The following is a 12,496-nucleotide window of genomic DNA, read 5'->3' on the forward strand; positions in this document are numbered from 1 at the left end:
ATTGCTTAAAGCTATATAAGAATTGCTTAAAATTATAAGTCACCAAAAAAATCAAATTATAAAAACTAGTGGAAAGGAGGATTCATAATGTCAGAAAGTTATTTCATTTTTTCAAATGGAGAATTAAAGCGAAAAGACAATATTATTAGAATTACTGCAGCGGATGGAAGATTTAAGGATATAAAAATTGAAGTTACTCGTGATATTTATCTATTTGGAGAAATTTCATTGAATACAAAAGCTCTAAATTATTTGGCACAAAATAAGATTCCAGTTCACGTTTTTAATTACTATGGATTTTACACAGGAACATTTTATCCAAAAGAATCAAATGTTTCTGGAAAACTTTTTGTAAAACAAGTTGAAAATTATACAGATAGTAAAAAAAGAATTGAATTGGCACAATTAATAATTGATGCAGCAAGTACAAACATTTTGCGAAATTTGAGATATTATCAAGAGCGTGGAAAGGAATTGGAGTCGGAAATAACAGATATTAAAGCACTTAGAAAAGGAATTTTTCGCACAGAAAATGTTGAAGAATTAATGGGAATAGAAGGAAGTATTCGCCGTATTTACTATACTGCGTGGAATACTATTGTAAATCAAGAAATAAATTTTGAAAAAAGAGTAAAAAGACCCCCTGATAATATGATTAATACAATGATTTCTTTTTTGAATACATTGGTTTATACAGCTTGTTTGTCAGAAATTTATGTGAGCCAACTGAATCCGACAATAAGTTATTTACATAGCGTTGGTGAAAGAAGATTTTCTTTATCACTTGATATTTCCGAAGTATTTAAGCCACTTCTAGCAGATAGAATTATTTTTTCATTATTGAATAAAAAAATGATAACAGAAAAAGATTTTGTAAAAGATTCAAACTATTTCTACATGAAAGAAAATGCTCAAAAATTAATTTTGAAAACTTTTAATGAAAGATTAGAAACAACAATAAAACACAGAGATTTAAATCGAAAAGTTTCTTATCGTCATTTAATGAGATTAGAAGCATACAAGTTAGTAAAACATTTATTAGAAGATAAAAAATACGAAGGATTCAAAATATGGTGGTAATTATGTATATAATTTTAGTTTATGATATTCTTTCTGATGAAAATGGAACCAGAATTTCCAGAAATATATTTAAAATTTGTAAAAAATATTTAACAAATGTTCAGAAATCAGTATTTGAAGGCGAGATAACACCAGTATTATTAAAAAAATTAAATATAGAATTAGGGAAATTTATTCGCAAAGATAAGGACTCCCTAATAATTTTTAAATCTCGTCAAGAAAAATGGCTAGAAAAAGAATTTTGGGGAATCGAAGATGATAAAACTTCAAACTTCTTTTAAACAAAATCTGTCGATCTGGAATAACACTAAAAAGCTGGGACATCGACAGATTTTCAGTAATATTGATTTTTATTGGATTTTTTGATTATCTTTAAAAAAAATAAAAAGGAATTTTTGGTAAAAATATATAAAAATATTGATATCGACAAAAACAGAAAAAAATGGTATACTATTTAGGTAGGTTGGAGATAGTAAGATTTAATAGGAACATTTTGTATTGTAAATCTTTCAGACAAAGTGGAAAATTTATTCAATTTCTTAAACTTTAGAGAAAAAGGTGCTTTTGGTGAAACTGAATTTTCTTTCCAAATTGGCAACATATTGATTCAGGCAGGTTCAATACGTTCTGAAACTAAAGAATACAAATTAATATATCCTATACCTTATAAGCACGAACCGAAAATTCTTATTTCAGAATGGTATGTTTCTTCAAATGTGATTGGACATTCAGGACGTTCTAAAACAGAATGCCCTTTTTTCACAACAGGAAACGTAATCGCTTTGGACTGGATAACGGTTGGCATAGTTTAATTATCAACTGCTAGCTAACAGGCTTTGAGCAAGCAAACTGGCGATTGGAAAATTTACCTAGATTTTATGCAAAAACTGCAAATATAGATTTTTTAAATAATAGATTTACAATCAAAATACCAAAACCAAATTTTATATTTGGAATTTTAGCAGTATCGCAAAAAACATACGGATGGAGTAATAAAATAATTTTTACGGAAGGAGAAAGCTGCTTTGAGCATGTTTCTAGCGTGTTATCTCAAAGATTAGTAATCACATCTGATTCACAAAATGTATATCTCGGCAGTCAAGATAAAAATATTTCGCTTTTTCTAATAAATTCAGTAACATTTTTCTATTATGATTAGTTGGAAAATTTGTTTAGTTTTGGAAATTTAATAGGAACATTTTGTATTGTACACAATTTTATTTGATATGTGCCTTGCTAAAATTCAATGTTTATTGACTTTAGCAAGGTTTTTGATTTGTCTAAAATCGTCAAAGAGCGTCTACGTAATATACAAGTAATATACATTGTTTTAGTTTATTTTTTCTATTTCTTTTCTCATTTTCTCAATGTTAGTTTTTGAATATTTTCTAGTCATTTCAATATTAGTATGTCCGATCACAGCTGTGATTGCTGCATTATTTTGCGACACTTCTGTTATTGCTGTTGCAAATGTATATCTTGTGTCGTGTATTCTATGTTGCATCCCTAATTTTTTCATCAAAGGTATAAAAGTTTTGCTTCTAAAATTTGAATAGCTTAAATGATTTTCTCTCATTCCAGAAATCAAAAAATCATTTTTACTTTTTTGATATAGTTCAATCAAGATTCCTTTTATTTTCTCGTGAACTGGAACAATTCTGTTTTTTCCAGCTTCTGTTTTTAATCCACCTTTGATTGTCCAGTTTAAAAAATCTATATTTTCCTTTTTAATTTGCAAAAATTCACTAGCTCTAAAGCCAGTATAAATCATAACTAATACCTCTTTAGCTCCTCTTGATTCTAAGTTGTTCCACAACCTTTCCTGTTCTTCTTTAGTAAATACATTGTTTTCTCGTATTTTTTCAAATTTTCTTAGAACTAAAAATCTAGAATAGTCTTTATTAATTATATCCATCTGAATTGCATATTTAAAAATTAATCCACATAAACTCCTGATTTCTCGCACGTAATTTGGAGCTATATCAGTAAAAGTGTCAAATAATTTTTGCAAATGTAGAGTTTTAATATCTGCCATTTTCATATTTCCTAGACTTTCTAGTTTTTTGAAAATGGCTTTATAATTTTTTAAACGACTTTTTGAAACAACGTTTTTCTTTGTTTCATAGAATTTTTCAAAAACTTCTTGAAAAGAAATATTTCTTAAATTTATGTCATACGGATTCAAGTTATATTCAGCTAAACAGTTCATTGCTTCTTTTTTTGTCTTGAAATATCCAAGATATTTAAAAATCTGTTTGCCTGTTTTCTTGTCGAATCCGATTGTAACACGGGGTGCAAAGGGTCTCCTTCTGTTTTTTCCCAAATTTACAACACTTCCAGCTCCATTCGGGTTTTTCATATCTGAGCTCCTTTTCTCGATTCGAGCCATTTATCATAACTCAAGCCGACATATTCCTCGACCCCCGCCTTTTGTATATTATATGTAAATTTTCCATCTTTGTCACTATTTATTTTTACAGCATAACCAAAGTGGAAAATTCCTTGTTGCAGACCGACTCTCAACATTGATTGCGACATGCCAGTAAACTCACTGGTTTCTTTGATTGTCAATGTTGTTTTTGTCAATTGCTAACTCCTTCTGCGAGTTTAAGACTCGCTTTAATTTTTTATTGTCCTTACATTTTTGTTGTATCAAAGTAATTTGATATAACACAATCTTTTAAAATATGTTTAGCAGTTTCCTCAAACGTTTCACTGCTAAAACTTTCATCTTCTATTTCTTCTCTATCAACAAAAACTTTTGCTACATATCTTATTTCATTTTCAATTTTGATTTTGTGTATCTCGGCATATTTTATCATTGATCCATCCTCACATTTCCCATTCGGCTATTTCTTCTAAATTCTCACTCGAATTTCCACATTCAAAACACACGTATTGCAGCATTTCTTTTTCAGAAAGTTTATAATTATCTATCTTCTTATATTCGTCTAAATCAGTTTGATAATATGTTACTTCACAATCTATATTAAAATATTCACATCCGCATTCTTTGCATTTCCAACTCATTTTATCCTCCTAATTTTTTGTTACAAAAAGTACCCTCAATTAACCCTCTTTTTTATCTCATAATCAAACTTTGCGAAGTCTCTAAATGCACTCCAGCAATTTTTTCTCCGTTCTTGATTGCTTTTTTGATTTCTTCTTTTTCTATTTTGTCACTCTGAATCATAGTTACAAATTTTGCTGGTATCAAACTTTTGTTGTCAATCACTAAAGATGGGTTGTTATTTCTAATTGTAAATGTACCTGTTTCAGTTTCTATCCTCTTAACATCTAATCCTTGCATAGCTTCTAAGATTAAACTTTTTAGTGCTGTTTTTCTTTCGCTTGCTTGTTTTGCTTTTTTAGTATAAAAATCAGCAATTTCTTTGCATTTTTCTGCTTTTAATTCTAAATCTTTCAACAGTAATTCCAGTTGATCCGATTTTTCTTCTAATAGCAATAAAACACTTTCTTTTGTATCATTTATTGTTTGTTCATCTAATTCGTTATTTTGATTATCCAAAAAATTTATTATATTATTTATTTCTTTCAATTCGTATTTTATTAAATTCAAATTACTCAATATTATTTCCTCCTGCTTGTTTGTTGATCAAAATGGAAAACTATTGTCCTCTTCCTTATCATAATTATTTTTATTTTCTTTATTATTATTTTGATTGCTGCTGCCAAAAAAATCAAATTTATATACCCAAACATCTGTTGTATATATTGTCCTTTTGTCTTTTTCATAGCTTCCAGTTCTGATGCTTCCTTGCACCAAAATCGGACTTCCTTTTTTAAAATATTCTGCAATAGTTTCTGCTGTTTTCTCCCAAGCAATACAGTTTATAAAATCTGCCTCATTTTTTGTTCTTTGTACAGCTAGAGTAAATCTAGCATTAGCCTTACCTCCTGAAGTATATTTTAATTCTGGGTCTTTTGTCATTCTTCCTGTTAATATTACGTTGTTCATTTTTTTTATGCTCCTTTCTTTTCTTCAACACTATTTTTTATAAATGTTGCCAACTCTTTAATTTCTTCGTACGAAATTTCTGCAAGATTATCTGTCGAATTTGCTAGCATATATTTATCAATTTCTTTTTGATAATCCTCACAATTTTTATTTATATATTCTATCATTCTTCGTTTTTTTTCTTCCTCTGTTAAATATTTTTTAGATTTATTTTGTTGCTTGTCTTTGTCAATTGTTGCGTTAATCACATCATCTTCCACTATTTCCAAAGCATTTAGATAACAATAACGCTTTAGGTAAGTATGTGTACTTCCTATCATTTGTAATCCATTCTGTCCTTTTAAAACTATTTCAGCCTTTGGAGTTGTAAAAGTAATTATTTCATCCGTTTTCTCTGTATTAATCACAGTTAATACACCTTCATTTTCTAGCAAATCAAATTTTGAAAAAAGTTTTAATTTTTCAAAGATCTCGTTCACTTTTGGCAAAAAATCTTTTAATTCAAAATATTTAAAGTCAGCAAATTTATTATGCCCTCCCATTTTTAATCCTAAACTTTGCAACTCGACTCTAGCCTTTTGCAATTTTTCATAAATGTTCACTATTCTTTTCCTCCTATTTATTATTTTATTTCATTTCTTTTATCTATGCCCTATCCCTAAGTTTCAATGCCTGTTTCCTGTTATATCCAATCCACTTTATTTTAAATCCTGCCTCTTCAAGCTTTAGAAGCTCCAGCATATCCTTTTCAAAATCTGTTTCCTTGCCTTCCTTGATGACTTCTTCTATTTCCTTAAACTTCTTGTCTGTTTTTGTGATTAATGTTTTTAAGTACATTCCAGTTTTCTTGCTAAACTTTCTTTGTTCGGCTTCTCTTTTAAAGATCTTGTAATAAGCAAAGATTATAAACATTTGATGTAAAGCAGTTTCAGTCGTATTGTATCTAGTTTTTGAATATATCTTAAACTTAGATTTTATTTTCTCAAGTTCTTGCTCAAACATCTTTCTGAAATGTACAATGATAAATTCGTTCTTAAAATCTTTGATAACAGTCTGCTCAGGATTATGTAAATCTTCAAATTCAAATTCATTAATCAGTCTCGTCAAGGCTCTGAAGCTCCTTTGAATAATATCTTCAAGTCCAAAAGTGCACCAAAGTGTCTGTTCTTCTGTTATCTTTTCTATTTTAGTATCGCCGTTCTCGAGATTTTTGTCAGTTATTTTTGGAATCTTGAAATAATTTCTATAACTTTTACATAAGTTTGACAAAGACATCATAATCATTATTTTTGATTTTCTGTTTTCATCACTAAAAATTTCTTTTGTAGCGACAGCTTTTTCCATGATTTCCTTTCTAATTTTTTTCTTTTTTGCTTTTTTTAGTACTCCCAAATTATATCCTCCTATCGTTTTAAAAACCTCGAATTATCTATAAAATCTCATAAATTCCTTAATTCTGTTTGGCACATACCAAATTAATATAGCTATTAAAAACGGAAAAGCCACATTGCCTCCTGCTATCCAATGCCCTTTAATCCTGATAACTTCAATCTGAATCCAAATTGATGTCAGTATCAAAATCATCCATTTCGTTGCATTCGCTGTTGTCATCATTTTCTTCCTCCATTTCTTCAATTTCCATTTTATCTATTTCTTTTTCCAGCTGTTCTCTTATTGTCATAATATCTCCCCCAAAGCTCCAGCGTACTCGTCTAACATTGCATTAAGCTCATCTTTTTTTACTTGAAAATCTGTAAAAAATACCGAGCCTTTTGTAAGGTGCTTGTTCTCCTTAGTATGTAAAAAACCGTTAGGGATTAGTAATATATAAGGATTTTCCAGTTTTTTTTCTTTGTCCGTGTTTTTTTCATTCTCTAAAAATAATACATACAAATTTGCAGTTCCGTTACATCTTGCTGTCCAGTACCTTGCATTTGAGTTTTTGCTTTTACGGCTTTTATAACAAGAGCTAAACTTTACATCTATGGTCATGTTTTTGTACATAAAATCATATTTTGGATTATTTTGTTGCCAGTATTTGTTAGCGTCAACTGCTTCCGGAACTAACTTTTGAAAAAGTTCTTCAGCTTTTCCGCCAAGCCTTGCACTTTCACTTCCGTATTTTATTTTGTCTTGGATTTTTAATACTCCGCTCGATAGCAGTTTCACATGTGCCACAAGTGCTGGTAATCCGCTTTCTTTGACTGCCTGATGAAAATTACCACATTCTTTATATATTTCTACAATATCTCTTTTCATATTTCCTCTTTCTAAAATAGTTTTAATTCTTCTATTGTATATTCTACTTTTCCGACACGTAATGCCTTTTTGACTTCTTTTTCAAAATCATTTAAAAATTTTTTCCGTTTTTTTATTTTGTTTTCTATATTTATATCAGCTCCTAAATTAACTATTAAAAATAAATCTTGCTTGAGTCCATTTTTAAATTTTTCAAATTCTACCCTTTCTATTTCGTTTTCCAACAAAAGTATATCTATTTCTTCTTTTTCGATAACTTCATGTGGTGTTTCCCATCTGAAATTTTCAGGAATTTCAGAAATTTCATGATGTATTTGTTTTTTTAATTTACAGTCATATATTTCCTGCTCCAGTTCTCTTGATGTTTTTTCTTTGTCTATAATGATAAAAATTACTTCTATCGAAGTGTCATCAAAGGCATTTCTTATTAAATTTAATTCAGTTAAATTATTTCCTACCAATTCCCTGAATTTTTGCTCCGTTTTTCTGTAACATACTCCTGGAAAAAGAATATAAAATGCAAATCTTTTTGTATATTTAAGTGATTTTAAAACAAATATGTCATCAACTTTTCCACTCTTTTTCCAGCTGAATTCCTTTTGAATATTCTCTTTTTCTTTATTTGTTAAACTTTTAAACTCTATTGAAAAAGGTGGATTCATAACGGTAGTATCTGCTATAAAATCGTTTTTGTTATAATCAAAAAAACTTTTTATCTCTAAATCTGTATCTTTGTAATTCTGCCTTGCGGTCAATACAGATTGCTCCTGAATATCTACACCATAGATTTTGGAAGGGTTTATGAATTGCTCTAATTGCCCACTTCCGACAGCACCATCAAATATTACAGGATTGTCAATTTTAATATATTTTTTTACTTTCCTAGCCAAATACTGCCTTAATTCTATTCCTGTGATATATTCAGCTAGTTTTTTCGCTATTTTTCTGTTATTATGTTCTTCAAAATTAATTGCATGTACCTCCTATTCTTTATCTTTAGTCAACAATATTTGATTTGCCCAAATGCTTTTTGATAAGCCCTTTGTTACTCTTGACGTGCTTTGTGATGCTGACTAAAAATATTGTTTGTATTAACTTAATTGTGCCATCTATAACAGTTAAAAATTAAAAAAATAAATATTAGAAAAGAAGACTCATTATGACAGTTCTGCATATTCTAGTAGCTATGCCTTGTGCAAAAATATGCAGTGACATAGATGGCACAATTAAATTAACATTGTTGATTTTATTTGTGTTTTACAGACTTTAACACCTGTCTTATGTTTTAAAATATGTACCAATCATCGCTTCCAACAAACTCCTCGTGGGAGAATATTGGCAAGAACTCTTTATATGCTAACTCTATTCCTGCTTTATTTAAAATTTTTGTTTCAAATGCAGGTTCTCCATATTTCCAATCCCATCCGCGGTATTCTGAGATTATTGTCAGCCCTTTTAACTCCTTTTTTTCTTTTGTTCCTATTTCTTCATCGTATGCAAAATTTCCGCAATTTTGTTTTACAAATTTTTCTATTTTTTTAATTCTTTTCTCATTCTATTTCCTCCTATTTTTTTTATTAATATCTTATCCAAACCCACTGCAATATTTACAATGAGCTTGTTAAAACATCAATCCTTTTATTTTTTAAATAATCTTTTAATTCTGTTCTTTAATTTTTTTGCTTCCATTTCTTCTCTTACTTTTTTGCTGTTTTCGTTTACCATTTTTAATCCGTCAAATTTCATCTTTCTACCTCTATTCTATAATTATTTTTCTTTGCTTTTTTTATCACTTCTTTTGTACTTATCTCAAAAACACTTTTCATCTCCAGAACTTTTAAAAGATACACTCTCAAAGGATAAAAATGTTTTCTTTGCATTACGAATTTATTATCTTTGTATAAAGTGTATTTTATTTTGTTGCCCTCCTTTTCAAAAATTTTATATCTGCATTGTTTTTTAAAAAACGTTCTATAAGTTTTTGAGTTCCATCTGCTGTTGTTTTACACCTTTTTGAGACAACTGACAATTCAAACTCGTTCAATCCTGTTCTCACGTCTCTTTTCGTGAGTTTCAAGTCACTTAGGGCTTTTGCAAGTTCACACATCTTTTCCATTGTTATCCCACCTTTTTAGTTTCAACGATAAACGTTTCCATTCTTTCGTTTTCTTCGTACCAGTCTATTCCGCCGTTACAGTCTTCATAATAGACTGTATCACAAACTTCTCTTTCATCTTCGTAATAAAAGTTCTCAAAGTACTCACGAATTTTTATCACTTCTTTAGTTGTATATCCGTCTAATATACACTCTATAAGCCATTTATTGAGCCATTCCTGTGTATACTCAATTTCATCATCATCGTTTATTTTTAATTCTTTGCTGGCGATAATATCAAATATTATGCCTCTTACTTCTTTTTCTAAGTTTGTCATTTTTGTCCTCCTATAGTTTGCATTTTGTACCTTTTTTATTCTACAAATTTATAGTACCATAAATAAGATACATTGTCAATAAAAATTTTTCTTTTTTAAAAAAATATTGTATAATATATTAAATACATTTATAGGAAGGTGATTTTTATGAGCTTTGGACAAACATTAAAAGAAATTAGAACTGCAAACGGAGATTCGCTAAGAGGCTTGGCAGAAAAATCAGGAATTTTTTTTACTTTTATAGATAAAGTTGAAAAAGGGAAAAGTGTGCCTTCCGAAACTATGATTGAAGGTTTATTTAAAGTGTACCCGTTGTATAAAAAACGATTGTCAATAGAATATTGCAAAGCTAAGTTGCCGAACAGTATCTTGAGAGAATTAAATTTTGATGATATTACTGAAGATTTTTTAGATAGTATATTAGGATTAGTAAAAACTTTAGATACGAACGAACAAAAGAATATTTTGAATTTAATTATTGAAAAAATTGAATATATGAGTTTTAAAAATGGGCATTATGACGAAGTAAAAGAAATGATTAGCGAAGCAAAAGATAAAATAAAAGAATTATAATATTTTAGATAATGGAGGATTTTTGTGAAAGAAAATAAGGAAAAAGTTTTAGTATTTTATGTAAAAGGCTCTAGGAAAAAGCCTTATAGAGTTGCTTTTTGGAAGGAAGAAAATTCTAGAGATATACATAGTGGCTGTGGTTGCCCCGCAGGCAAAAGAATGCAATATTGTAAACACAGATTTCAATTAATTGAAGGTGATTTGACTAATTTAGATGATTCAACTGAAAATGCAAAAGAAAAACTAGAAATTTTGTATAATTGGCTTGAAGATAGTGATATTGGAGATTTTTTTGAAGAATTTATAATGGCTAAGACTGGTGAAAAAATACAAAATTTAGCGAATAAAGTCAACTTTATATATTCTAAAGATATACTCGAGCGAGTAGAATATAAACATGTAGTTCAAAAAAAATTATATACGTTTGATCCGATTGAATTATCCTTGAAAAAATTTTTAAAATTTTTAGAAAATGGATATTTAATAATTGAATCAAAAAATCATTACAACGTTTTTAATGTAAACGATGAGTTTTATTATGGCAGTTTTAAAGGTGATTTTGACTTATCTAAAAATGCTAATCGTTTAAAATCAAATGCTTACACTTGCTCAGAACGTTTGACTGAAGCATTTAATTATTTTAACATGATTAATATATCAGAAATTAATCAAAAAATGAAAGAAATTATGAAATAGCAGAATATGTGGTTCAAAAAGGATATTTTGAGACTACAAGATGTTGATTCAAAAAATGTATGAAGATGATAACAAAAAATAGTGATACATAATAAATTTAAACAGGGTTAGTTTTGGTTTCAAAATATAAAAATATGGAGGAATCAAAATGAAAAAATTATTTGTGATTTTGACATTAGCATTTGTTAGTGCTAATACATTTGCTGAAACATTGCATTTTAAAAATTGTAAGGAAGCTAGATCAAAAGGCTATAAAAACATTAAAAAGGGTGAGCCTGGATATGCAAGACATTTAGACAGGGACAGAGATGGAATCGCTTGTGAGAGCAGATAAATTTTAACAAAGAGTTATTCAAAAAGTTGGAATAGCTCTTTTTTTTGTAAAAAAAATCTTGACTTAGTAGTTTAAATAAGGTACAATTAGTTAGAAAAAATTTTAAATTTTAAGTATACTAAATATAGTACAAAAGGAGGGAATAATGAATACTGAAAATGTGTATGAAATTTTAGATAACGAAATAAGGTTGAAGTATAATTCCAGAGCTGAATTTGGTAGAAAAGTCGGAATGACAAGACAAGGTGTAAAAGTATTTATGGATATTCTAAAAAATAACAACTCTGGAAATAGTTTTAATAAAATCTCAAGAGTTCTTGAGAAAGCTGGTTACAAAATCGAAATAAAAAAAATTACTTGATTGTTTTGATAATTTTTTTCATTAAATCAAATAATTCATCTATTTTTTTATCATTATTTTCCATAATAATTACTCCTTTCACTTGAAGATGTAATTATTTTAATAATGATGAGGCAGTAAAACAAATTCAGGAATCGGGGGAGGAGGTGTGAGATGAGTGAAAAAATAAACTTTTATGATTATAATGACAGAATTGACAAAATAAGAAAACTTACAAAAGAATTTAGAGAAATTATAGAAAAGAAATTCCCAGAAATAACGGAAATAGATGTTGAATTAATAACCGAAACGCTGGGAATTGAATTGAAACATTATTTTAGAAAATTTTGATTACATACCAGGAAACCATTCTTTGGCTTCTTTAAGCATTTTGTAGGCTTTTTTCATAGCGGTATTATTTTCTAAAAAATCCATACCTTCTAAAGTTAATCTAGGATTATTGATACCGATATGTATATGACCGCTTATTGAAGTTATTGTTGAAATACCTGTTATATAATTTTTTTCTTTGAGTTGTTCTAACATTAAAATTAGTCTTCTTTCGGAAATGCCTAATTTTTTTAAGTTTAGAGTTTCATCAAAATTAAAATTATTTTCTTCGTAAGCAACATCAATGGCTTTTAATATTCTAAAAATAGTTGTATCTAAAGACATTAAGTAACACCTCCTTTCTTGTGGATTTAATTTTACTTGGCGATAATATTATAACTCAAAAGGGGATAAAAACGAAATAAGGGAGGTGAGATAAATGAACTGGAAAAAAATATTGCTACAAATAATT

Annotated in this window: 24 protein-coding genes; 9 read left to right on the forward strand and 15 right to left on the reverse strand. The window is 28.4% G+C overall.

Annotated elements, in window-relative coordinates; translation table 11 throughout:
- The first annotated feature begins 87 nt into the window (after positions 1 to 87).
- The 4 genes from cas1b to ACO409_RS05300 all read left to right on the forward strand — a co-directional run bounded on the left by cas1b (position 88) and on the right by ACO409_RS05300 (position 2,239).
- Positions 88 to 1,080 (forward strand): type I-B CRISPR-associated endonuclease Cas1b, encoded by a 993-nt coding sequence (cas1b, locus tag ACO409_RS05285; protein ID WP_295727130.1) that lies wholly within the window; start codon positions 88 to 90, stop codon positions 1,078 to 1,080.
- Positions 1,081 to 1,082: 2 nt separating this feature from the next.
- Positions 1,083 to 1,361 carry a CRISPR-associated endonuclease Cas2 gene (gene cas2 / locus ACO409_RS05290; RefSeq protein ID WP_485555513.1) on the forward strand — a complete coding sequence of 93 codons (279 nt, stop codon included), beginning with the start codon at positions 1,083 to 1,085 and terminating at the stop codon, positions 1,359 to 1,361.
- A 237-nt stretch (positions 1,362 to 1,598) separates the two neighbouring features.
- Positions 1,599 to 1,892, forward strand: a complete 294-nt coding sequence (locus ACO409_RS05295; RefSeq protein WP_485555515.1) for a hypothetical protein — start codon at positions 1,599 to 1,601, stop codon at positions 1,890 to 1,892.
- Between the two features lie 44 nt (positions 1,893 to 1,936).
- Entirely contained in the window at positions 1,937 to 2,239 is a 303-nt protein-coding gene (locus ACO409_RS05300; protein WP_485555517.1) for a hypothetical protein, read from the forward strand.
- A 171-nt stretch (positions 2,240 to 2,410) separates the two neighbouring features.
- Here the strand turns inward: ACO409_RS05300 and ACO409_RS05305 are convergent, their stop codons facing one another.
- The 14 genes from ACO409_RS05305 to ACO409_RS05370 form a co-directional block, all read right to left on the reverse strand.
- A complete protein-coding gene (locus tag ACO409_RS05305; RefSeq protein WP_485555519.1) occupies positions 2,411 to 3,439 on the reverse strand; it encodes a tyrosine-type recombinase/integrase in 1,029 nt (342 codons plus the stop codon).
- On the reverse strand, positions 3,436 to 3,606 hold the full coding sequence (locus tag ACO409_RS05310; protein ID WP_485555521.1) for a hypothetical protein: 171 nt from the start codon (positions 3,604 to 3,606) through the stop codon (positions 3,436 to 3,438). Before ACO409_RS05310 ends, ACO409_RS05305 begins: the two co-directional genes overlap by 4 nt.
- Positions 3,607 to 3,716: 110 nt before the next feature.
- A complete protein-coding gene (locus tag ACO409_RS05315; protein WP_485555523.1) occupies positions 3,717 to 3,902 on the reverse strand; it encodes a hypothetical protein in 186 nt (61 codons plus the stop codon).
- 10 nt (positions 3,903 to 3,912) lie between these two features.
- The gene (locus ACO409_RS05320) at positions 3,913 to 4,110 is read right to left on the reverse strand and encodes a hypothetical protein (protein ID WP_485555525.1); all 198 of its coding nucleotides are present in this window, start codon (positions 4,108 to 4,110) and stop codon (positions 3,913 to 3,915) included.
- 52 nt (positions 4,111 to 4,162) lie between these two features.
- Entirely contained in the window at positions 4,163 to 4,669 is a 507-nt protein-coding gene (locus tag ACO409_RS05325; protein ID WP_485555527.1) for a siphovirus Gp157 family protein, read from the reverse strand.
- 27 nt (positions 4,670 to 4,696) lie between these two features.
- Entirely contained in the window at positions 4,697 to 5,059 is a 363-nt protein-coding gene (locus tag ACO409_RS05330) for a single-stranded DNA-binding protein (RefSeq protein WP_485555530.1), read from the reverse strand.
- A gap of 5 nt (positions 5,060 to 5,064) precedes the next feature.
- Complete coding sequence (locus ACO409_RS05335) at positions 5,065 to 5,661, reverse strand: ERF family protein (RefSeq protein ID WP_485555532.1); 597 nt, start codon at positions 5,659 to 5,661, stop codon at positions 5,065 to 5,067.
- A gap of 43 nt (positions 5,662 to 5,704) precedes the next feature.
- The gene (locus ACO409_RS05340; RefSeq protein ID WP_485555534.1) at positions 5,705 to 6,451 is read right to left on the reverse strand and encodes a hypothetical protein; all 747 of its coding nucleotides are present in this window, start codon (positions 6,449 to 6,451) and stop codon (positions 5,705 to 5,707) included.
- Positions 6,452 to 6,484: 33 nt separating this feature from the next.
- Complete coding sequence (locus ACO409_RS05345) at positions 6,485 to 6,670, reverse strand: hypothetical protein (protein ID WP_485555536.1); 186 nt, start codon at positions 6,668 to 6,670, stop codon at positions 6,485 to 6,487.
- Positions 6,606 to 6,740, reverse strand: coding sequence for a hypothetical protein (locus tag ACO409_RS05350; protein WP_485555537.1), 135 nt, complete (start codon positions 6,738 to 6,740; stop codon positions 6,606 to 6,608). The genes ACO409_RS05345 and ACO409_RS05350 overlap by 65 nt, the downstream gene beginning before the upstream one ends.
- Positions 6,737 to 7,318: a hypothetical protein gene (locus tag ACO409_RS05355; RefSeq protein ID WP_485555539.1), complete on the reverse strand. Its 582-nt coding sequence runs from the start codon at positions 7,316 to 7,318 to the stop codon at positions 6,737 to 6,739. Before ACO409_RS05355 ends, ACO409_RS05350 begins: the two co-directional genes overlap by 4 nt.
- 11 nt (positions 7,319 to 7,329) lie before the next feature.
- A complete protein-coding gene (locus ACO409_RS05360; RefSeq protein WP_485555550.1) occupies positions 7,330 to 8,289 on the reverse strand; it encodes an N-6 DNA methylase in 960 nt (319 codons plus the stop codon).
- Between the two features lie 941 nt (positions 8,290 to 9,230).
- Entirely contained in the window at positions 9,231 to 9,434 is a 204-nt protein-coding gene (locus ACO409_RS05365; RefSeq protein WP_485553797.1) for a hypothetical protein, read from the reverse strand.
- A gap of 2 nt (positions 9,435 to 9,436) precedes the next feature.
- Positions 9,437 to 9,751, reverse strand: coding sequence for a hypothetical protein (locus ACO409_RS05370; protein ID WP_485555541.1), 315 nt, complete (start codon positions 9,749 to 9,751; stop codon positions 9,437 to 9,439).
- A gap of 147 nt (positions 9,752 to 9,898) precedes the next feature.
- On the opposite strand from ACO409_RS05370, the gene ACO409_RS05375 reads away from it, so the two are divergent.
- The 5 genes from ACO409_RS05375 to ACO409_RS05395 all read left to right on the forward strand — a co-directional run bounded on the left by ACO409_RS05375 (position 9,899) and on the right by ACO409_RS05395 (position 12,045).
- Complete coding sequence (locus tag ACO409_RS05375) at positions 9,899 to 10,324, forward strand: helix-turn-helix domain-containing protein (RefSeq protein ID WP_094080156.1); 426 nt, start codon at positions 9,899 to 9,901, stop codon at positions 10,322 to 10,324.
- Between the two features lie 24 nt (positions 10,325 to 10,348).
- Positions 10,349 to 11,020: a hypothetical protein gene (locus tag ACO409_RS05380; protein ID WP_485555543.1), complete on the forward strand. Its 672-nt coding sequence runs from the start codon at positions 10,349 to 10,351 to the stop codon at positions 11,018 to 11,020.
- Between the two features lie 148 nt (positions 11,021 to 11,168).
- Positions 11,169 to 11,354: an excalibur calcium-binding domain-containing protein gene (locus ACO409_RS05385; RefSeq protein WP_485555545.1), complete on the forward strand. Its 186-nt coding sequence runs from the start codon at positions 11,169 to 11,171 to the stop codon at positions 11,352 to 11,354.
- 145 nt (positions 11,355 to 11,499) lie between these two features.
- Complete coding sequence (locus ACO409_RS05390) at positions 11,500 to 11,715, forward strand: hypothetical protein (RefSeq protein ID WP_315345062.1); 216 nt, start codon at positions 11,500 to 11,502, stop codon at positions 11,713 to 11,715.
- A gap of 153 nt (positions 11,716 to 11,868) precedes the next feature.
- A complete protein-coding gene (locus ACO409_RS05395; protein ID WP_018450312.1) occupies positions 11,869 to 12,045 on the forward strand; it encodes a hypothetical protein in 177 nt (58 codons plus the stop codon).
- On the opposite strand, the gene ACO409_RS05400 is transcribed toward ACO409_RS05395, so the two are convergent.
- On the reverse strand, positions 12,046 to 12,369 hold the full coding sequence (locus tag ACO409_RS05400; protein ID WP_068157178.1) for a YjcQ family protein: 324 nt from the start codon (positions 12,367 to 12,369) through the stop codon (positions 12,046 to 12,048).
- Positions 12,370 to 12,496 lie beyond the last annotated feature (127 nt).

The sequence above is a fragment of the Leptotrichia sp. genome, from assembly GCF_057270615.1.